Annotated in this window: 19 protein-coding genes; 15 read left to right on the forward strand and 4 right to left on the reverse strand. The window is 61.8% G+C overall.

All coding sequences use genetic code 11. The features are described from left to right. Window positions 1–129: 129 nt before the first annotated feature. From KGB27_RS15195 to KGB27_RS15205, 3 genes are all read right to left on the reverse strand, one after another. The gene (locus tag KGB27_RS15195) at window positions 130–1,029 is read right to left on the reverse strand and encodes an energy transducer TonB (protein ID WP_223480263.1); all 900 of its coding nucleotides are present in this window, start codon (window positions 1,027–1,029) and stop codon (window positions 130–132) included. 77 nt (window positions 1,030–1,106) lie between these two features. Continuing rightward, window positions 1,107–2,060, reverse strand: coding sequence for a glutathione synthase (gene gshB, locus KGB27_RS15200; protein ID WP_008026199.1), 954 nt, complete (start codon window positions 2,058–2,060; stop codon window positions 1,107–1,109). Window positions 2,061–2,262: 202 nt separating this feature from the next. Beyond that, window positions 2,263–2,433, reverse strand: a complete 171-nt coding sequence (locus KGB27_RS15205; protein ID WP_157214348.1) for a hypothetical protein — start codon at window positions 2,431–2,433, stop codon at window positions 2,263–2,265. Here KGB27_RS15205 and pilG point away from each other — a divergent pair. The 15 genes from pilG (at window position 2,422) to madM (ending at window position 19,959) form a co-directional block, all read left to right on the forward strand. Next, entirely contained in the window at window positions 2,422–2,826 is a 405-nt protein-coding gene (pilG, locus tag KGB27_RS15210) for a twitching motility response regulator PilG (protein WP_008026200.1), read from the forward strand. The genes KGB27_RS15205 and pilG overlap by 12 nt on opposite strands. 57 nt (window positions 2,827–2,883) lie before the next feature. Continuing rightward, window positions 2,884–3,249 (forward strand): twitching motility response regulator PilH, encoded by a 366-nt coding sequence (gene pilH, locus KGB27_RS15215; protein WP_007897961.1) that lies wholly within the window; start codon window positions 2,884–2,886, stop codon window positions 3,247–3,249. Window positions 3,250–3,259: 10 nt separating this feature from the next. Further along, window positions 3,260–3,793, forward strand: coding sequence for a chemotaxis protein CheW (locus KGB27_RS15220; protein ID WP_008026202.1), 534 nt, complete (start codon window positions 3,260–3,262; stop codon window positions 3,791–3,793). Window positions 3,794–3,938: 145 nt separating this feature from the next. Next, on the forward strand, window positions 3,939–5,996 hold the full coding sequence (locus KGB27_RS15225; RefSeq protein WP_008026203.1) for a methyl-accepting chemotaxis protein: 2,058 nt from the start codon (window positions 3,939–3,941) through the stop codon (window positions 5,994–5,996). Between the two features lie 37 nt (window positions 5,997–6,033). Then, complete coding sequence (locus KGB27_RS15230) at window positions 6,034–12,039, forward strand: Hpt domain-containing protein (RefSeq protein ID WP_223555148.1); 6,006 nt, start codon at window positions 6,034–6,036, stop codon at window positions 12,037–12,039. Next, complete coding sequence (locus KGB27_RS15235) at window positions 12,032–12,487, forward strand: chemotaxis protein CheW (RefSeq protein ID WP_008026207.1); 456 nt, start codon at window positions 12,032–12,034, stop codon at window positions 12,485–12,487. Before KGB27_RS15230 ends, KGB27_RS15235 begins: the two co-directional genes overlap by 8 nt. A 201-nt stretch (window positions 12,488–12,688) precedes the next feature. Then, a complete protein-coding gene (gene mdcA, locus KGB27_RS15240; protein ID WP_008026213.1) occupies window positions 12,689–14,359 on the forward strand; it encodes a malonate decarboxylase subunit alpha in 1,671 nt (556 codons plus the stop codon). Further along, window positions 14,359–15,234 (forward strand): triphosphoribosyl-dephospho-CoA synthase, encoded by an 876-nt coding sequence (locus tag KGB27_RS15245; protein WP_223555151.1) that lies wholly within the window; start codon window positions 14,359–14,361, stop codon window positions 15,232–15,234. The genes mdcA and KGB27_RS15245 overlap by 1 nt, the downstream gene beginning before the upstream one ends. Continuing rightward, complete coding sequence (locus tag KGB27_RS15250) at window positions 15,234–15,533, forward strand: malonate decarboxylase subunit delta (protein WP_008026217.1); 300 nt, start codon at window positions 15,234–15,236, stop codon at window positions 15,531–15,533. Before KGB27_RS15245 ends, KGB27_RS15250 begins: the two co-directional genes overlap by 1 nt. Continuing rightward, entirely contained in the window at window positions 15,526–16,389 is an 864-nt protein-coding gene (locus tag KGB27_RS15255) for a biotin-independent malonate decarboxylase subunit beta (protein ID WP_223555153.1), read from the forward strand. The genes KGB27_RS15250 and KGB27_RS15255 overlap by 8 nt, the downstream gene beginning before the upstream one ends. After that, complete coding sequence (mdcE, locus tag KGB27_RS15260; RefSeq protein WP_223555156.1) at window positions 16,386–17,189, forward strand: biotin-independent malonate decarboxylase subunit gamma; 804 nt, start codon at window positions 16,386–16,388, stop codon at window positions 17,187–17,189. The genes KGB27_RS15255 and mdcE overlap by 4 nt, the downstream gene beginning before the upstream one ends. Continuing rightward, a complete protein-coding gene (locus KGB27_RS15265; RefSeq protein WP_223555159.1) occupies window positions 17,183–17,803 on the forward strand; it encodes a malonate decarboxylase holo-ACP synthase in 621 nt (206 codons plus the stop codon). The genes mdcE and KGB27_RS15265 overlap by 7 nt, the downstream gene beginning before the upstream one ends. Then, window positions 17,800–18,711 (forward strand): malonate decarboxylase subunit epsilon, encoded by a 912-nt coding sequence (mdcH, locus tag KGB27_RS15270; RefSeq protein WP_223555162.1) that lies wholly within the window; start codon window positions 17,800–17,802, stop codon window positions 18,709–18,711. The genes KGB27_RS15265 and mdcH overlap by 4 nt, the downstream gene beginning before the upstream one ends. Before the next feature lie 65 nt (window positions 18,712–18,776). Further along, entirely contained in the window at window positions 18,777–19,193 is a 417-nt protein-coding gene (madL, locus tag KGB27_RS15275) for a malonate transporter subunit MadL (protein ID WP_192227557.1), read from the forward strand. A gap of 1 nt (window position 19,194) precedes the next feature. Then, a complete protein-coding gene (gene madM / locus KGB27_RS15280; protein WP_008026230.1) occupies window positions 19,195–19,959 on the forward strand; it encodes a malonate transporter subunit MadM in 765 nt (254 codons plus the stop codon). 112 nt (window positions 19,960–20,071) lie between these two features. Here madM and KGB27_RS15285 read toward each other — a convergent pair whose 3' ends face one another. After that, window positions 20,072–20,986 carry a LysR substrate-binding domain-containing protein gene (locus KGB27_RS15285; protein ID WP_008033325.1) on the reverse strand — a complete coding sequence of 305 codons (915 nt, stop codon included), beginning with the start codon at window positions 20,984–20,986 and terminating at the stop codon, window positions 20,072–20,074. Between the last annotated feature and the right edge of the window lie 105 nt (window positions 20,987–21,091).

Raw genomic sequence — 21,091 nt, forward strand, 5'->3', positions numbered from 1 at the left:
TTGATGTCTGTTTGCTTGAGGGCCTCTTCGCGGGCAAGCCTCGCTCCTACAGGTTTTGCATGTTCCGCAAACCTGTAGGAGCGAGGCTTGCCCGCGAAGGCGTCGGTCAAAACAACCGCAATCCTTCGGTCAGTTGCTGGAGAGGCGATCCCCGCGAGCAAATTTCCAGGTACGGATGATTTCCAGTCGGTCGATGTCCGACAAATCCCCGGTAAACGGCGAAAACGGCGCCGCCAGCCGCACAATTCGCTGCGCTGCCTGATCCAGCAGCGGTTGCCCGGATGACTCCAGTACCAATACTTCAAAAAGCGAGCCGTCGCGGTTGATCGAGACCATCAAGCGCAAATTGCCGTAAATCTGTTTACGCCGCGCTTCATCCGGATAATTGAGGTTACCGATGCGCTCGACCTTTTTGCGCCACTCATCCTTATACCAGGCGCCTTTGTCGCGCATGGTCGAGGCCGCGCTCAGGCGGTGGATGCGCGGGCGCTTGGCGTACAGCTGTTGTTCGTTGGCCAGTTCCGCTTCGAGGCTGGCGATGTCGCTGGACAGCTGTTCACTGTCGAACGTCGGCGCGGCGATGGCGGGTTTGGTGGGAGGTTTGGGCTCTTCGGTCTTGGCCGCAGCTTTCTTCGGCTTCGGTGCGACGGTGGTCACGGCAGCCTTGGGCGCTGCTTCCTGGACTTCAGGCTTGGCGGCTGGTGGTGGCGTGACTTTTTGCACCTTGTTGTCCTGGAACGGCGCGACCTCGGTGGTCTTGGGAATCGCCTTTTTATCCAGGGTGCCGCTGCCTTCCTGATTTTCCTGCGCGAGGAAGTCGGCCTTCGCCGGTTTCTTTTCGCTCTTGAAGGTGGCGAGGGTGATTTCCAGGGTTTTGCTGATTTGTTTGGGTTCGACCATCGTAAAGCCGACGCCCAACAGCAAGGCCAGGTGAATCAACGCCGCGAGAAACAGGGTAAATCCGAGGCGATCAGCCGGGCGCACGCCACGATGGGCGAGTTCAGCGGGCAGATCGGACGGAAGTGTCATGACAAGAAAACCAACATCGCGTTTTTCAGAGGCCGCGCATGATAGCGCAATGTTGGTTTCATCTTGGGTGTTCTATATCAACGGGCCTTGAGCTTCTGATCGATGGCATCCATCAACAGGCCGCCGATGTCGGTGCCGAACGCGTTATCAATCTCGCGAATGCAGGTCGGGCTGGTGACGTTGATTTCCGTCAGGTGCTCGCCGATCACGTCGAGACCCACGAACAGCAGGCCTTTCTCGCGCAGGGTCGGGCCGACCTGGGCGGCGATCCAGCGATCCTTGTCGCTCAGCGGACGGGCTTCGCCACGACCACCGGCGGCGAGGTTGCCGCGGGTTTCGCCGGCCGCCGGAATCCGCGCCAGGCAATAATCCACCGGCTCGCCGTCGATCATCAGGATGCGTTTGTCGCCGTCCTTGATCGCCGGCAGGTACGCCTGGCCCATGATCTGCTGGGTGCCCAGCGCGGTCAGGGTTTCCAGGATCACCGACAGGTTCGGGTCACCTGCGCGGTGACGGAAAATCGAGGTGCCGCCCATGCCGTCCAGCGGCTTGAGGATCACATCGCCATGTTTGGCCGCGAACTCACGCAGCACGTCGGCGCGGCGGCTGACCACGGTCGGCGGCGTGCACTGCGGGAACAATGTGGCGAACAGTTTTTCATTGCAGTCACGCAGGCTCTGCGGCTTGTTGACCACCAGCACGCCCGCGCGCTCGGCTTGCTCGAGCAGGTAAGTGGAGTAGACGAACTCCATGTCGAACGGCGGATCCTTGCGCATCAGGATCACGTCCAGATCGCTCAGCAGTGCGTCGGTCTCGTCTTCCAGCTCGAACCATTTTTCCGGGTTGGCAAAAACTTTCAGCGGCCGCATCCGCGCCCGGGCTTCACCTTCGCCTTGATACAAGTCGCGCTGTTCCATATAGAACAGTTCCCAGCCGCGCTTCTGTGCGGCCAGCAGCATGGCCAGCGAGCTATCCTTTTTATAGGAGATGCTGGCAATGGGATCCATGACAATCCCGACGCGAACGCTCATGGGTTTTTCCTCTGAAGTGGGGGAGGCCTATGTAAGTCCCCTGTAGGAGCGAGCCTGCTCGCGATGGACTTCAGGACACCGCGCTTATCCTGCTGGCACGCGTCATCGTTGACGACCATCGCGAGCAGGCTCGCTCCCACAAAAGATCAATCCAAAGGACCGTATAAAAGTGGCGTCAGAGTGGCGCTGAGTGTGTTCCCGGTCAAGGAAAAACCACTTCAAAGGACGCCCGATAGATTGCATTTGGAGACTGTGCTAAAAAGGCTGCCATGTCGTGCTGGCCCTTGAGTATCAAGGGTTTCAAGCCGCCGGTAACCGGAAAACGGACAATTTGATTCGCAAAGGCGACGGTAGAGCATTTATGGGCCAGCATTCCAGCGCCTTGAAGGTCATGGTGATCGACGATTCGAAGACGATTCGTCGCACCGCCGAAACGCTGTTGAAGAATGTGGGTTGTGAAGTCATTACGGCCATCGATGGTTTCGATGCGCTGGCGAAGATTGCCGATCATCATCCCGGCATCATCTTTGTCGACATCATGATGCCGCGTCTGGATGGCTATCAGACCTGCGCTTTAATCAAGAACAACAGTGCGTTCAAGTCCACGCCAGTGATCATGCTGTCGTCCAAGGACGGGTTGTTCGACAAGGCCAAGGGGCGCATCGTCGGCTCCGACCAGTTTTTGACCAAGCCTTTCAGCAAGGAAGAACTGCTTAACGCGATCCAGGCCCATGTACCGGGCTTCGCCGCCGTTTTGCCGCAGTAGGACACGCACAGTGACGCTCGGCCAGCGGGCCCGGCGTCGACAAGAATGGGGAAAACCATGGCACGTATTCTGATCGTCGATGATTCGCCGACCGAAATGTACAAATTGACCGGCATGCTGGAAAAGCACGGTCATGAAGTGTTGAAAGCCGAAAACGGCGCCGACGGCGTGGCCCTGGCCCGTCAGGAAAAACCCGACGCCGTGCTGATGGACATCGTCATGCCCGGCCTCAACGGTTTCCAGGCGACCCGTCAGTTGACCAAAGACCCGGAAACCGGGCACATCCCGGTGATCATCATCACCACCAAGGATCAGGAAACCGACAAGGTCTGGGGCACGCGCCAGGGCGCCAAGGATTACCTGACCAAACCGGTCGACGAAGACACCCTGATCAAAACCCTGAACAACGTGCTGGCCGGTTGATCACCCGACCATGACCGAGTCGTTGACCGCCTTCGAACTGCTGCTGCAGATCGACCAGCGCTGTCGTCTGCTGGCGGCGGATCTGCCGTCGCAGCCAACCCGACAGGACAGTTGGAGCGGCATCGGTTTTCGTTTGGGCGAGGCGTGGTACGTCGCGCCGATGGGTGAAGTCAGCGAAGTCCTGCATGAACCGCGCTTCACCCAGTTGCCGGGGGTCAAGCCTTGGGTCAAGGGCGTAGCCAACCTGCGTGGGCGCTTGTTGCCGATGATGGATTTGAGTGCGTTCTTCGGGCACGAATTATCGGCGGTGCGCAAGCAGCGGCGAGTGCTGGTGGTGGAGCATAACGAGGTGTTTGCCGGGTTGATGGTCGATGAGGTTTTCGGCCTTCAGCACTTTGCCCAGGACAGCCTGGAGCCGGTGGATAACTTGAGTGGCCCGATTGCACCGTTCATCAAGGGCCGGTTTCAGCGTGAGCAGAATTGGCAGGTGTTCAGCCCGTTTGCGCTGGTGCGGTCGCAAAGCTTCATGCACGTAGCGCTGTAAACGCGGCAACGCCGATCCTGTAGGAGCGAGGCTTGCCCGCGAAGAACGATAACGCGGTATTCCTGCAAGACCGCTTCGCCTGCTTCGCGGGCAAGCCTCGCTCCTACAGGGGCTTGGGTGAATTGGGTAGTACAGGCGAGGACCGATGATAAAAGCTAAAACAGGCAAGCCAGAAGGATCGCGCAGCCGCTCGCAGATCATCGCGCTGTTCATCGCGCTGATTGTCTTCATCATGCTGCTGTTCGCCAACTTCGCTTACCTCAACACCCAGGCCTCGTACGATAAACAGTACATCGGCCACGCCGGTGAGCTGCGCGTGCTGTCCCAGCGCATCGCCAAAAACGCCACGGAAGCCGCCGCCGGCAAGGCCGCGGCGTTCAAGTTGCTCAGCGATGCGCGCAACGATTTTGCCCAGCGCTGGGGTTATCTGAAGAAAGGCGACCCTTCCACCGGGCTGCCGCCGGCACCGTCCGCCGTGCGCCCGGAAATGCGCGCCGTGCAGCTGGATTGGGAGCGCGTGCTGAAAAACACCGACGCGATCCTCTCCAGCGAACAGACGGTTTTGTCGCTGCATCAAGTCGCCGCCACCCTCGCTGAAACCGTGCCGCAGTTGCAGGTCGAGTACGAAAAAGTCGTCGAAATTCTCCTGCAACGCGGCGCGCCCGCCGCTCAGGTGGCGATGGCCCAGCGTCAGTCGTTGTTGGCCGAACGTATCCTCGGCGCGGTAAACACCGTGCTGTCCGGCGACGAAAATTCGCAACAGGCCGCCGACGCGTTCGGCCGCGACGCCGCGCGTTTCGGCCTGGTGCTCACGGGTATGCTCCAGGGCAATCCGGCACTGAAAGTCAGCCAGGTCGAAGACCACGATGCCCGTGCCCGCTTGATCGAGATTTCCGAGCTGTTCGAATTTGTCTCGGGTTCGGTGGATGAAATCCTCGAAACCTCGCCGGAACTGTTCAAGGTCCGCGAATCGGCGACCAACATATTCAGCCTGTCGCAAACCCTGCTCGACGAAGCCTCGCACCTGGCCTCCGGGTTCGAAAACCTCGCCAGCGGGCGCAATACAGACACCATTGGCGGCTACGTGCTGGGTCTGGCGGCGCTGATGTCGATCATCCTTATCGGGATGGTGATGGTGCGCGAAACCAATCGTCAGTTGCGCGAAACCGCCGAGAAGAACGAGCGCAACCAGAACGCGATCATGCGCCTGCTCGACGAGATCGAAGACCTGGCCGACGGCGACCTGACCGTGACCGCTTCGGTGACCGAAGACTTCACCGGGACCATCGCCGATTCGATCAACTATTCCGTGGACCAGCTGCGCGATCTGGTGGCGACGATCAACCTCACCGCCGGCCAGGTCGCCGCCGCTGTGCAGGAAACCCAGGCCACCGCCATGCACCTGGCGCAGGCCTCGGAGCATCAGGCGCAACAAATCAGCGAAGCCTCCACCGCGATCAACGACATGGCGCAGTCCATCGATCAGGTGTCGGCCAACGCTGCCGAATCCTCGGCGGTGGCCGAGCGCTCGGTGGAAATCGCCAACAAGGGCAACGAGGTGGTGCACAACACCATCCACGGCATGGACAACATTCGCGAGCAGATTCAGGACACCGCCAAGCGCATCAAGCGCTTGGGTGAGTCTTCGCAAGAGATCGGCGACATTGTCAGCCTGATCGATGACATTGCCGACCAAACCAACATTCTTGCACTCAACGCTGCGATCCAGGCTTCCATGGCCGGTGATGCCGGGCGCGGTTTTGCGGTGGTGGCCGACGAGGTGCAACGGTTGGCCGAGCGCTCGTCCGCCGCGACGCGGCAGATCGAAACCCTGGTGCGGGCGATCCAGGCCGACACCAACGAAGCGGTGATTTCCATGGAGCAGACCACCACCGAAGTGGTGCGTGGCGCGCGTCTGGCGCAGGATGCCGGTGTGGCTCTGGAAGAAATCGAAGGCGTGTCGAAAACCCTCGCGGCGTTGATCCAGAGTATTTCCAACGCGGCACAACAGCAGACGTCTTCGGCCGGGCAGATTTCCCTGACGATGAACGTGATCCAGCAGATCACCACGCAGACCTCGTCCGGTTCCACCGCTACGGCCGAGAGCATCGGCAACCTGGCGAAAATGGCCAGCCAGCTGCGACGTTCGGTGTCCGGTTTCACCTTGCCGGCCGCCAAGGCGCAGACTGTGGATAAAGTGTGAGGCGCCCGAGGGCGTTCGAACGATGAACGGAGTGGTTATGGGTGATCGGCACGACTATGTGGCCCTCGAATGGGTCAAAGGCGAGATTGCCGAAACACTGAAAGTGGCTCACCAGGCGATTGAAACGTTGCTTGATGACCCTCAGGCGACGCACGCCCTCAGTGAATGCCTGGCGTGCATCCATCAGGTTCACGGCAGTTTGCAGATGGTCGAGTTCTACGGCGCGGCCCTGCTCGCCGAAGAAATGGAACAACTGACCGCCGCCTTGCAGCAGAACCGCGTCATTCATCGCGACGAGGCGATCCACTTGTTGCTGCAAGCGATCGGTCAGCTGCCGATCTATCTCGACCGCGTACAAGGCGCGCGCCGCGACCTGCCGCTGGTGGTGTTGCCGTTGATCAACGACCTGCGCAGTGCCCGTGGCGAAAGCCTGTTATCGGAAACCAGCCTGTTCACCCCGCAATTACCGGACTTGCCGCCACTGGATGACGAGGCGCTGGCGTTGCTGGAGCCGGCGGACCTGCCGAACGTGCTGCGCAAATTGCGCCAGATGTTGCAGATGGCCCTGGTCGGGTTGCTGCGCGAACAGGATGACGACACCCATCTCGGTTACCTGAGCACCGTATTTTCACGCCTCGAAGGGCTGTGCGGGAATGCGCCGCTGAGCCCGTTGTGGCACGTTGCCTCGGCGCTGGTCGAAGGCATGCGCGGCGGCTCGATTGCCAACAGTCCGGCCCTGCGCAGCCTGTTCAAGGACGCCGACAAAGAACTCAAGCGCCTGCTTGAGCAGGGCATGTGCGCGATCAATCAGCCGGCACCGCCGGAGTTGCTCAAGAGTTTGCTGTTTTACATCGCCAAAGCCGAACACCCCACCGGGCAGATGCTGACCATGAAAGATCGCTATGGACTGGACGATGCGCTGCCTGACAGCGCGATGGTCGACGAAGAACGGGCGCGGCTGGCCGGCCCGGACCGTGATGCCATGCGCTCGGTGCTGGCCGCGCTGTGCGAAGAACTGGTGCGGGTCAAGGAACGCCTCGACCTGTTCGTGCGCAGCGACCGCCAGCATGCCTCAGACCTCGATAGCTTGCTGGCACCCTTGCGGCAAATCGCCGACACACTGGCGGTGCTCGGTTTCGGCCAGCCGCGCAAGGTCATCATCGATCAGCTTGCGGTGGTGTTGAGCCTCGCTCAGGGGCAACGCGAACCCAACGACGCGATCCTGATGGATGTCGCCGGCGCCTTGCTTTACGTCGAGGCGACGCTCGCCGGGATGGTCGGCACGGTCGAACCGGAGAGCCAGGAAGACAGCCGCCTGCCGACCACCGACCTGACGCAGATCCACCAGATCGTGATCAAGGAAGCACGCATCTGCCTGCAACAGGCCAAGGACATGATCGTCGACTACATCGACGCCGACTGGGACCGCCAGCATTTGCAACCGTTGCCGGCCTTGCTCACCCAGGTGCGTGGCGCGCTGGCGATGATCCCGCTGAGCCGTGCGGCGAGCCTGATCGACGCCTGCAACCACTTTATCCGCGAGCATCTGCTGCTCGACCCGGACCAGCCTGGCTGGCAGGCGCTGGACAGCCTGGCCGACGTCATCACCAGCATCGAGTATTACCTTGAACGTCTGAGCGACGACGCTGAAGCGTCCGGTGAACAATTGCTCGACGTTGCGGAGAAGAGCCTGGCAGCGCTCGGCTTTTTCCCCAGCGAACACAATGTCCCTGTGCTGGATGAAGTGCTCAGCCCGAGTGAGGCGCAGGTGATGCAGGACCAGCAGGAACTGGACGATCCCGACGTCGTCCAGACCCTGGCCGATGTCCTCGCCAACCCGGTGTCGGCGGTCAATCCACCCGCCCTGAATACGCCGGGCAGCCTGTTGCCACCGCCTCCGGGTGAAGAACCGGTGGACGATGAACTGCGCGAAGTCTTCCTCGAAGAAACTGACGAGGTCCTGGAAATCCTCCGGGAATACTTGCCGCGCTGGGCGGCCAACCCCGAGAGCGAATCGACCCTGGGCGAACTGCGCCGAGCTTTCCACACCCTCAAAGGCAGTGGCCGGATGGTGCGCGCGCTGGTGCTGGGTGAACTGGCGTGGGCCGTGGAAAACCTGCTCAACCGCGTGCTGGAACGCAGCGTTGAACCGGGGCCGGCGGTGCAGCAATTGCTCGGCGATGTATTGAACCTGCTGCCGGAGCTGGTGGCTGAATTTGCCGGCAATGCTCAGCGTCAGCGCAACGACGTCGACCAATTGGCCGCCCGCGCACACGCACTCGCCAAGGGTGACAAGCCGTTGGCCGATGAGGACGTGCAGGATGTCGCCGCCCTCGATCCGTTGCTGCTGGAGATCTTCCGCAACGAAGCCGAAACCCATCTGGCCAGCCTCAACCGCTTCCTCGATCAGGCCGCCGAACATGTGCCGTTGCAGGCCAGCGACGAACTGCAACGTGCCTTGCACACGCTCAAAGGCAGCGCCTCGATGGCCGGCGTGTTGCCGATTGCCGAGCTGGCGACGCCGCTGGACAAACTGGCTCGTGAATACAAGGCGCACCTGATCGCGCTGGACCTCGACGAAGTCGAACTGCTGCTGGAAGCCGAAGGCGTGTTCCGCGTCGGGCTGCGACAGCTCAAGGTCGATCCGTTGGCCGAGATTCCCGGGGCCCGTTCGTTGATCGAAAGAACCCAGGCGCTGCTGGCCGAACGCCTGGAAGCCCTGTTGAGCACGCCGAGCATGGCGCTCAGAACCAAGCGCGATCCACAGTTGATCAACAATTTCCTGGCCCAGGGCATGGACATCCTGCTGGACGCCGAAAGCCTGTTGCAGCGCTGGCAGCAGCACCCCGGTGAACGTCAGGAACTCAGCGCGCTGTTGGATGAATTGACCACCCTCGGCGAAGGCGCGCACCTGGCCGATCTGCATCCGGTGGATGAGCTCTGTGAAGCTTTGCTCGATCTCTACGGCGCCGTGGAAGAAAGCAGCCTGGCGGTCAGCGAGGCGTTTTTCCATGAGGCGCAAAGTGCCCACGAAGCGCTGATCAACATGCTCGACGAACTCGCGGCCGGTCAGGAAGTCAGCCCGCAACCGGAGCGAATCCGGGCCTTGCGCGGCTTGCTCGATGAGAGCCTCGACCCATCGGCCATGGGCCTGATCCGCAGCGACGGCAGCCGCACCCTGAGCATTCGCGAACTAAGCAGCGCCACCGCCGAACTGGCACAAACCCCTATAGGAGCCGGCTTGCCGGCGATGGACTCACAGGCGCCGCATTCATCCAGTGAAAACGCGTCATCGTTAACGACCATCGCCGGCAAGCCGGCTCCTACAGTGGACAGCGTTGTTGATCTGGACGACGAGATCGTTTCGATCTTCCTCGAAGAAGCGGTGGACATCCTCGAAAGCGCCGGTCAGGCCTTGCAGCGCTGGCTGAAAGACCCGGACAACGCCGCGCCGTTGTTGTCGTTGCAGCGGGATCTGCACACGCTCAAGGGCGGTGCGCGGATGGCCGAAGTCGAGCCGGTCGCAGGCCTCGCCCATGAGCTGGAAAGCCTTTACGAAGGGCTTGTCGATCGCCGTTACTGCCACAACGAAACCCTGGCGCAGCTGTTGCAACAGAGCCATGACCGACTGGCGCAACTGCTTGAGCAATTGCAGCACCACAAGCCACTGGGTGATCCGGGTGAGCTGATCGAAGCCATTCGCCAGTTCCGCCAAGGTAACGCCAGTGCGCCAGACGTCGCCGAGCCTGTGCGGGCCGAGGACTCGCCGGGGCATGATCCGGAGTTGCTGGAAATCTTCCTTGAGGAAGGTTTCGACATCATCGAAAACTCCGGCGCGGCGCTGGTTCGCTGGCAGGCCGAACCTGCCAATCGTCAGGAAATGGAAACGCTGCTGCGCGATCTGCACACCCTCAAGGGCGGTGCGCGGATGGTGGAAATCGGCCCGATCGGCGACCTCGCCCATGAGCTGGAATTTCTCTACGAAGGCTTGTCCGCCGGTGTGTTGAAACCGACCGCCGCGCTGTTCGGCCTGCTGCAAAGCAGCCATGACCGACTGGCGCAGATGCTCGACGCGACCCGCGCCGGTCAACCGTTGCCACCAGCGGATCGGCTGATCGATGCGATCAGGAATTTCAGCCATCCGGAAGTGCTGGAAACACCCGTTGCCACACCGGTTGCACCCAAGGTCGAGCCGCTTGCGCCACAAGCCGATACCGGTGCCGACATGGTCAAGGTCTCGGCGGAACTGCTCGACGATCTGGTTAACCTGGCCGGGGAAACTTCGATCTTCCGTGGCCGCATCGAACAGCAGGTCAACGATGCTCGCGTGGCGCTGAACGAAATGGAAACCACCATCGAGCGCATGCGCGACCAATTGCGCCGGCTCGATACCGAAACCCAGGGCAGGATTCTCAGCCGCCAGCAAGTCGACGCTGAACGCTCGGGCTACGAAGAATTCGATCCGCTGGAAATGGACCGTCACTCGCAGTTGCAGCAGCTGTCGCGGGCGCTGTTCGAATCCGCCTCTGACCTGCTCGACCTCAAGGAAACCCTCGACCGGCGCAACCAGGACGCGGAGAACCTGCTGCAACAGCAAGGCCGCATCAACACCGAATTGCAGGAAGGCCTGATGCGCTCGCGCATGGTGCCGTTCGAGCGGATGTTGCCGCGCTTGAAGCGCATCGTCCGCCAGGTCTCCAGCGAGCTGGGCAAGGAGGTGGAATTCGTGGTCGGCAACGCCGAAGGCGAGATGGACCGCAACGTCCTCGAACGCATGGCCGCACCGCTGGAACACATGCTGCGCAACGCGGTGGACCATGGTCTCGAATCCGCAGACGTGCGCATCGCGGCCGGAAAACCGGCGCAAGGGCGGATCACCCTCGACCTGTCCCGCGAGGGCGGCGACATCATTTTCGACATCCGCGACGACGGCGCCGGCGTGCCGCTGGACGCGGTGCGGCGCAAGGCAATCAAGCGCGGGCTGCTCGCCGCTGATAGCGACATCAGCGACCGCGACGTGCTGCAGTTCATCCTGCAACCGGGGTTCTCCACGGCCGAGAAAATCACCCAGATTTCCGGGCGTGGCGTGGGCATGGACGTGGTTCATGAAGAAGTCCGGCAACTCGGCGGCACGATGAGCATCGACTCTGTGGCGGGGCAGGGCGTGCATTTTCGCATTCGCCTGCCGTTCACCGTGTCGGTCAACCGGGCGCTGATGGTGCAGTGCGGTGAGGATCAATATGCGATCCCGCTGAACACCATCGACGGCATCGTGCGCGTGCTACCCAATGAACTCGAAGGGCATTACCGGCTCGATCCGCCGACCTACAAATACGCCGGGCAGCACTATGAACTGTGCTACTTAGGTGAACTGCTGAAAACCAGTACACGCCCGAAACTGTTGGGCCAGAGCCTGCCGTTGCCGGTATTGCTGGTGCAATGCAACGAGCGCCACATCGCGGTGCAGGTCGATGCCATGGCCGGCACCCGCGAGATTGTGGTGAAAAGCCTCGGCCCGCAATTTGCGGCGGTGCAGGGCTTGTCCGGGGCGACGATTCTGGGCGATGGCCGCGTGGTGCTGATTCTCGATCTGCTGGCGCCGATCCGTGCGATGCAGGCGCAGGTGCCGCAACGACGGCTGCTTCAAGACCCTGAACCCGAGCCGCACAAGCCCTTGCTGGTCATGGTGGTCGACGACTCGGTCACCGTGCGCAAGGTCACCAGTCGTTTACTCGAACGCCACGGCATGAACGTGCTGACGGCCAAGGACGGCGTCGATGCCATGCTGCTGCTCGAAGATCACATGCCGGACCTGATGCTGCTGGACATCGAAATGCCGCGCATGGACGGTTTCGAAGTCGCCACCCAGGTGCGCGCCGACGAGCGACTGCAACACCTGCCGATCATTATGATCACCTCGCGCACCGGCCAGAAACACCGCGACCGCGCCATGGCCATCGGCGTCAACGACTACCTCGGCAAGCCGTATCAGGAATCGGTGCTGCTCGAAAGCATCGCCCTGTGGAGCAAAACCCATGCTTGAACATCGCACCAGCAACCTCACCGGGCTGCTGTTGCCCCTGGCTGACCGCAACCTGATTTTGCCCAACGTCGCGGTGGCGGAGTTGATCGACTATCAGCCGGGAGCCTTCGATCTCGATACGCCGCCGTGGTACCTGGGGCGGGTGAGCTGGCGGGAGCGGCAGATTCCGTTGCTCAGTTTTGAGTCGGCGTGCGGCGATAAAATCGTCATTGGTGAGCGGGCGCGGATTGTGATTCTCAATGCCCTCGGCGGGCGACCGGAGCTGAAATTCATCGCGTTGCTGGTGCAGGGGATTCCTCGTTCCTACAAGCTCGACAGCCAGCTCAGCTATGTCGATGTGCCGTTATGTGCGCTGGAACAGGCGGCGGTGCAGGTGGGCGATCAAGTGGCCAAGGTGCCTGACTTGCTGGCGCTGGAGGAGTTGCTTGTGAGTGCCGGGCTGGTCTGACTGGCCCCTTCGCGGGCAAGCCTCGCTCCTACAATGGATCGGGGCGCACACAAAACCCCTGTAGGAGCGAGGCTTGCCCGCGAAGGCGTCCGTCCTGCCAACCATTACCCTAACCGTAACGATCCGTCTCTCTGCTTGATTGATGCCCCCCACCCAACCCTCCTAAGGTGACTCCCACGACAGCGAACCCGTGGAGTGGTCATGACAACAACAATATCCCCCGACTCGCGATGGACGCGGCGGCGCAGCGAAAAGCAGCGGCGTCTGGCGTTGGTCAAGGGCCTGGCTGACGGTGTGGTGCTGCCCACCGACAACATCGTGGCCGCGCTGGAGGCACTTATCCTGCCCGGCGACCGCGTGGTGCTGGAGGGCAACAACCAGAAGCAGGCGGATTTCCTTTCGCGCTCCCTGGCCAAGGCCGATCCTGCCAGGCTCCACGACCTGCACATGATCATGCCCAGCGTCGGGCGCTCCGAGCATCTGGACCTGTTCGAACGCGGCATCGCCCGCAAGCTCGATTTCTCTTTCGCCGGCACCCAGAGCCTGCGCATCAGCCAATTGCTGGAAGACGGCCTTCTGGAAATCGGTGCGATCCACACCTACATCGAGCTCTACGCACGATTGGTGGTCGACCTGATTCCCAACGTCGTGCTCTCGGCCGGTTTCATGGCCGACCGCGCCGGCAACATCTACACCGGCCCCAGCACCGAAGACACGCCTGCATTGATCGAACCAGCGGCCTTCAGCGACGGCATCGTCATCGTTCAGGTGAACCAGCTTGTAGACGACGTCACTGACCTGCCTCGCGTCGACATCCCCGCGTCCTGGGTCGATTTCGTGGTGGTGGCCGACAAGCCGTTCTACATCGAGCCGCTGTTCACCCGCGACCCACGGCACATCAAGCCTGTGCACGTGCTGATGGCGATGATGGCGATCCGCGGAATCTACGAAAAACACAACGTGCAGTCGCTGAACCACGGCATCGGTTTCAACACCGCCGCCATCGAACTGATCCTGCCGACCTACGGCGAATCCCTCGGCCTCAAAGGCAAGATCTGCCGCAACTGGACGCTCAATCCACACCCGACCTTGATCCCGGCCATCGAAAGCGGCTGGGTCGAAAGCGTGCATTGCTTCGGCACCGAACTGGGCATGGAAAACTACATTGCTGCGCGGCCGGACGTGTTCTTCACCGGGCGCGACGGGTCGCTGCGTTCCAACCGGATGTTCAGCCAACTGGCGGGGCAATACGCGGTGGACCTGTTCATCGGCGCGACCCTGCAAGTCGATGGCGACGGCCATTCTTCCACCGTGACTCGCGGGCGCCTGGCCGGTTTCGGCGGGGCACCGAACATGGGGCACGACCCGCGTGGGCGGCGTCACGGCACGCCGGCCTGGCTCGACATGCGCCACGGCGATGCGCCGGAACCGTTGCTCGAACGCGGCAAAAAACTCGTGGTGCAAATGGTCGAGACGTTCCAGGAGGGCGGCAAACCGACCTTCGTCGAAACCCTCGACGCGATTGAAGTAGCGAAGAAAAGCGGCATGCCGCTGGCGCCGATCATGATTTACGGCGACGACGTCACCCACCTGCTGACCGAAGAAGGCATCGCTTATTTGTACAAGGCGCGCTCGCTGGAAGAGCGTCAGGCAATGATCGCCGCCGTCGCTGGCGTGACTGCCATCGGCCTGCGTCACAACCCGAAAGACACCGCCCGGATGCGTCGCGAAGGCTTGATCGCCTTGCCTGAAGACCTCGGCATCCGTCGCACCGACGCCACCCGCGAATTGCTCGCCGCCAAAAGCGTGGCCGATCTGGTCGAGTGGTCCGGTGGCCTCTACAACCCGCCCGCCAAGTTCAGGAGCTGGTAATGCACGCATTCAACCTGCAACCCAAACCTCTGTCGCTGGCCGAACGGCTGGCGGACCTGGCAGTGGACGCGCTGATCGACGAAGCGGACCTGTCACCGAAACCGGCGCTGGTGGATCGTCGCGGCAATGGCGCACACACCGATTTGCACCTCGGGCTGATGCACGCTTCGGCGTTGTCGCTGTGGCCAGCATTCAAGGAAATGGCGGAATCGGCCATCGCGTTTGGCGAAGTCGGTGTACCGCTGCGCGAAGCGATTGGGCGGATTGGCCGGGAAGGCGAGCAAACCATGCTCGGCACCACTAACGGTGTGAATACACATCGGGGCGCGATCTGGGCGTTGGGCCTGCTGGTCACTGCCGCCGCGCTGGACTGCTCGAATACCCACGCAAGCACGGTGACGTTGCGCGCCGCCCGACTGGCGATACTCGACGACCGTTTCGCCCCGCGTCCTTTGAGCCACGGTGCGCAAGTCGCCCAACGTTACGGCGCGCGCGGTGCCCGTGAAGAGGCGCAGCTTGGCTTTCCTTCGGTGCTGCAACGCGCACTGCCGCAACTCAAGCGCAGCCGCGCCGCCGGCCATGGCGAACAGAACGCCCGGCTCGATGCGCTGCTGGCGATCATGACTCAACTGAGTGACACCTGCGTGCTCTACCGCGCCGGCGAACAAGGCCTGCACACCATGCAACTCGGCGCCCAGGCGGTGCTCGACGCGGGTGGCAGCGCCAGCCTCGCCGGTCGCCGTCGCTTGCATGAACTGGACGAACAATTAATCGCGTTGAATGCCTCGCCCGGCGGCGCTGCGGACTTGCTCGCAGCCTGCCTGTTCATCGACCGCATTGCGTCGGCTGACGGCATCAACCAGGGAGCGTTTTGATGGAAACCTTATCCTTTGAATTCCCCGCCGGGCAGCCGCCACGCGGTCGTACGCTGGTGGGTTGTGTCGGCTCGGGCGATCTGGAAGTGCTGATCGAACCGGGTCAGGCCGGCAAGCTGACCATCAAGGTGCAGACCTCGGTCAATGGCGCCGAACAACGCTGGCAGCATCTGTTCGCACGGATGTTCGACGGCCAGACACCACCGGCAATGGCCATCGATATCCACGATTTCGGCGCGACCCCCGGTGTGGTGCGCTTGCGTCTGGAACAAGGCTTTGAGGAGATCGGCCATGACTGACAGTGCAGCGCTCCCCCAGCCATACCTACAAAGACGCAGCTTCATCGAACTCGGCGCGCGGCAACGGGCGAAAGCCTTGCTCGACGCCGGCACCTTCCGCGAATTGCTCGACCCGTTCCAACGCGTCATGTCGCCGTGGCTGTCGCGCCAGGGCGTGGTGCCGCAAGCCGATGACGGCGTGGTGATTGCCAAAGGCAGCCTCGGCGGTTTGCCGGTGGTGATCGCTGCCATCGAAGGCGCTTTCCAGGGCGGCAGCCTCGGCGAAGTCGGCGGGGCGAAGATTGCCGGTGCACTGGAACTCGCCGCTGAAGACAACCGTAACGGCATTCCAACCCGCGCCGTGTTGCTGCTGGAAACCGGCGGCGTGCGCTTGCAGGAAGCCAACCTCGGGTTGGCGGCGATTGCCGACATTCATGCGGCGATTGTCGATCTGCGTCAGTACCAACCGGTGATCGGCGTGGTGGCGGGCAGCGTCGGCTGCTTTGGCGGGATGTCGATTGCCGCCGGGTTGTGCAGCTATTTGTTGGTGACTCAGGAAGCGCGTCTTGGCCTGAACGGCCCACAGGTGATCGAACAGGAAGCCGGGCTTGAGGAATACGACTCCCGCGACCGTCCGTTCATCTGGAGCCTGACCGGTGGCGAGCAACGCTTTGCCAGCGGTCTGGTGGATCGCTTTGTCGCTGATGACGTGGCGCAGGTCCGGCAGCAGGTCAGTGAATTGCTGCAACAAGGCTTGCCGGAACAACAACGCAGTCGTCAGGCCGATCTGTTCCTGCAACGGTTGGCCCGCCTGGACGCCGAACCGCAAATCGATGCCGCGACGGTTCGCGATCTGTATCAAGGAGAGCGCTCATGAGTTCGTATTCCCTGCGAGGTTTGAACTGGTTCAACGCCTTGAGTGCAGGCGCGAAACCGGTGGAGGGTTTGCCTGCATCACTGAAAGCCGCTGATGGTGTGGTGGGTGAACAACCGGTCCGGTTTGTCGCGGTGGTGGCAGATCCCGACAACCGCTTCGTCCGCGCTCGCAACGGTGAAGTGGGTTTGCTGGAAGGTTGGGGCTTGGCCAAGGCTGTGGATGAAATCATCGTGGCTGACGCTGATAAATCGCATAAGCGCGCCGTGATCGCGATCATCGATGTGCCGAGTCAGGCTTACGGTCGGCGCGAAGAAGCGCTGGGCATTCATCAGGCCTTGGCGGGCGCGGCGGACAGTTATGCCCGCGCCCGGTTGGCTGGCCACGCCGTGATTGGTTTGCTGGTGGGCAAGGCGATGTCCGGAGCGTTTTTGGCTCATGGCTACCAGGCTAACCGGCTGATCGCCCTGCGTGATCCGGGCGTGATGGTGCATGCGATGGGCAAGGCGTCAGCGGCGCGGGTGACCTTGCGCAGTGTCGAAGAGTTGGAAGCACTGGCCGCCAGCGTGCCGCCGATGGCGTATGACATCGACAGCTACGCCAGTCTCGGTTTGCTGTGGGAAACCTTGTCGGTGGACCAGATTGAGCAGCCGACATCAGCGGATCTGGCGCGAGTGACGGGATGCCTGAATCTGGCGATTGGCGATGTTGCCGCAAGCGGTCGCGATTTGAGCAGCCGCTTGGGCGCGAGCAACCGCGCCGCGTCGAGCACGGTTCGCCAACTGCTGAGAGCGCAGTGGTGAGCACGTTTCTCGCTCACGACCTGCTGTGGGGGATGACCCCGGAGCAGTTGCCTGCGCAGGCGCCTGCGTGGGTGATCGAGTCGATCAGCGCGGGTCAGCCGGTGGTGGTTCGGCGTGCGTTGAGTACGCCGGGTTTCATCGCGGTCGGGGTGCGTGGACGGTTGCGTGAGCAGCGGTATGCGACGGTGATGGCGGTCGATGCGGTTCAGCGTCGGGTCACACCGGAAGCGCTGTGTCATGTCTCGATCGATCGGGATTTGCCCGCCGTGCAGGCCCTCAACCAATTGCGGCCGTTGCTCGATGGCTGCGGTTGGGTGTGGGGCGTCAGCGGCAGTGCCGGATTTGAATTGGCCAGTGGCGTTGTTGCCTTGCATGAGGGCAGCGATCTGGATCTGATCCTGCGTACGCCGCAGGTTCTGGAACGGTTGAAGGCGCAGGAACTGCTGAAAATTCTGGACCGCGCCAAGTGCCAGGTGGACATGCAATTGCAGACGCCATTTGGTGCCGTCGCCCTGCGTGAATGGGCCGGTCCTACGCGTCGGGTGTTGCTGAAAAACGCCAGCGGAGCCTGCCTTGTGATTGATCCGTGGAACCCGCTGGAGCAAGCAGCGTGAGCAGTTTGCTGGTGTTCCCCGGCCAGGGCGCGCAGCAGCCGGGCATGCTCCATCGTTTGCCTCGCGAGACGGTGATCGAGGCGAGCGAAGTGCTTGGCGAAGATGCTTTGCTGCTGGATTGCGCTGAAGCATTGAAGTCGACGCGGGCGGTTCAGCTGTGCCTGTTGATTGCCGGTGTCGCGGCTTCGCGTCAGTTATCGATGACGCCGGATTACGTGGCGGGCTTGTCCATTGGTGCTTATCCGGCAGCCGTGGTTTCGGGTGCCTTGAGCTTCAGCGATGCGCTGCATCTGGTCAGCTTGCGCGGTGAATTGATGCAGCAGGCTTATCCACACGGCTACGGCATGACCGCGATCATCGGTCTCGATTTATCCACAGTGGAAGGTTTGCTGGCGCAGGTTCACAGCGTCGATACGCCGGTTTACCTGGCCAACATCAACGCCGATAACCAGGTGGTGATTGCCGGCAGCGACGGTGCGATGAAGGCCGTCGCCGAGTTGGCGAAAGGGCGCGGCGCAGGCCTGGCCAAGCGACTTGCCGTCAGCGTGCCGTCGCACTGCCCGCTGCTGGATGCGCCGGCGAAAATACTGGCCGAAGCTTTCACCCGCGTGCAGTTGAAAAGCCCGTCGGTGGGTTACCTGAGCGGCAGTCGCGCCCGGCCAATCATCAACATCGAAGCCCTGCGCGAAGACCTGGCTTACAACATGTGCCGCATCGTCGATTGGCGCGGCACGGTACAAAGCGCCTACGAGCGCGGCGTACGGCTACAGATCGAACTGCCGCCCGGTGCGGTGCTGACCGTGCTGGCGCGGCGGGTGTTCGAGCAGGGCACCGTGATTGCCTTCGACGGGGCGCGGCTCGACACCTTGCAGGCGCTGTTGCGTGAGGAGGGAAGCCGCCAACTCTAGACCTCCAACTCAGGCCTTCGAACAACAAAAACAACATTCGACGATGCACTTTGAGGACTACAACAATGATTATTTACGGTGTGGCGCTGTTGGCGATCTGTACGCTGGCAGGGGTGATTCTGGGCGATGCGCTGGGCGTAATGCTGGGCGTCAAATCCAATGTGGGCGGGGTCGGGATCGCGATGATCCTGTTGATCTGCGCGCGGTTGTGGATGCAAAAGCGCGGCGGCATGACCAAGGATTGCGAGATGGGCGTCGGCTTCTGGGGCGCCATGTACATTCCGGTGGTGGTGGCGATGGCGGCGCAACAGAACGTCGTGACCGCGTTGCACGGCGGCCCGGTCGCGGTGCTCGCGGCCATCGGTTCGGTGGTGCTCTGCGGTTGCACCATTGCCCTGATCAGCCGGACCCACAAAGGCGAACCGTTGCCTGATGAGCCTGCGGAACTCACGCCCCTCGGCACGCCAGTAGGAGGCCGCTGATATGTTGGAAGTCATCGAGAAAGGCTTGGCAACTAACGGTCTGGTCACGGCGTTCGCGTTCGTTGGTGTGATCATGTGGGTGTCGGTGGTGTTGTCCAAACGCCTGACGTTCGGGCGGATTCATGGCTCGGCGATTGCCATTGTCATCGGCCTGGTCCTGGCGTGGGTCGGCGGCACCATGACCGGCGGGCAAAAAGGCCTGGCGGACCTGACACTGTTCTCGGGTATCGGTTTGATGGGCGGCGCGATGCTGCGTGACTTTGCCATCGTCGCCACGGCGTTCGAAGTGCAGGCCACCGAAGCGAAAAAGGCCGGGATGATCGGCGTGATTGCGCTGTTGCTGGGCACGGTGTTGCCGTTCATTGTCGGGGCGAGCATTGCCTGGGTGTTCGGTTATCGCGATGCAATAAGCATGACCACCATCGGTGCGGGCGCGGTGACTTACATCGTCGGGCCGGTGACTGGCGCGGCGATTGGCGCGAGCTCCGATGTGGTCGCATTGTCGATTGCCACCGGGTTGATCAAGGCGATTCTGGTGATGGTCGGCACGCCGATGGCAGCGCGCTGGATGGGGTTGGATAACCCGCGCTCGGCGATGGTGTTTGGCGGGTTGGCCGGCACGGTCAGCGGTGTGACCGCCGGGTTGGCGGCGACGGATCGGCGGTTGGTGCCTTATGGGGCGTTGACGGCGACGTTCCACACCGGGCTTGGGTGCCTGCTTGGGCCATCGCTGCTGTATTTCATTGTTCGCGGGATTGTTGGTTAGTCCGATGATTTATCGCTGATTGTTCTGACGTCTTCGCGGGCAAGCCTCGCTCCTACAGAGACTGCATATCCCTGTAGGAGCGAGGCTTGCCCGCGAAGGGTGCGACGTGGTCTTAAGCCTGGCGATTGGCATACATCCGACACTCCGCCAGCAGCGCCAGCAAATTCGGATCGCGCTCCTTGGCCTTCAAAAACACCACGCCGATGTGCTGCTGCAACCGATACTTTTCCTGCAACGGAATCAGTTTCACCCGGTTCTCATACACCGCTGCAATCCTTCCTGGCAGCAACGCATAACCCACCCCGGAACTGACCATGCTCAGCAGGGTGAAGATGTCGTTGACCTGCATCGCCACCTTCGGTTCGAAGCCCGCCTGTTTGAACACCCGATTGCCATCCTGGTGCGTGGCGAAGCCTTGGGTCAGGGTAATGAACGTCTCGTCGCGGACTTCGGCCAGATCGACTTCCGTGCGTTGGGCAAACTTCGAGTCCGCCGGGGTGGCCAGGAAAATGTCATCGGAAAACAGCGGGATCTGCTCGCAATCCGGGTCGTTCACGCTCTCGTCCAAAGACACCAGGATCGCGTCGACTTCCATGTTCTTGAGCTTGTACAACAGGTCGAAATTCGAGCCGAGGATCAGGTCGATATTGAGTTCGCTGCGGCGGATTTTCAGGCCCATGATCAGTTGCGGAACGGTCTTCACCGTCAACGAATACAACGAACCCAGCTTGAAGCGCTCAGCCGAGAAGCCGGCGGCTTCGCGGGTCAGGCGCACGGTTTCGACCACGTCCTGAATCAGCTTTTGCGCCCGTTCTTCCAGTACATAGGCGCTTTCCAGCGGCGTCAGGTTACGGCCTTCGTGCTTGAACAGCGGGCAGCGCAGGGCACTTTCCAGGGAGTGGATCGCCCGGTGCACGCTGACGTTGCTGGTCTGCAATTCGGCAGCGGCGCGAGCCAGATTGCCGGTACGCATGAAGGCGAGGAACACCTCGAGTTTTTTCAGGGTCAACTCTTCATCGATCAGCATGGGCGTGACTCTTATTCGAATGGCTCGATTGTGCCCAATTCCTGAAGCGCACGCAGACCTTTGTAGGAGCCGGCTTGCTGGCGATGGCGGCCTCAAGATCAACGT

This window comes from Pseudomonas sp. BF-R-01, from assembly GCF_019946615.1.
Classification (GTDB): domain Bacteria; phylum Pseudomonadota; class Gammaproteobacteria; order Pseudomonadales; family Pseudomonadaceae; genus Aquipseudomonas; species Aquipseudomonas migulae.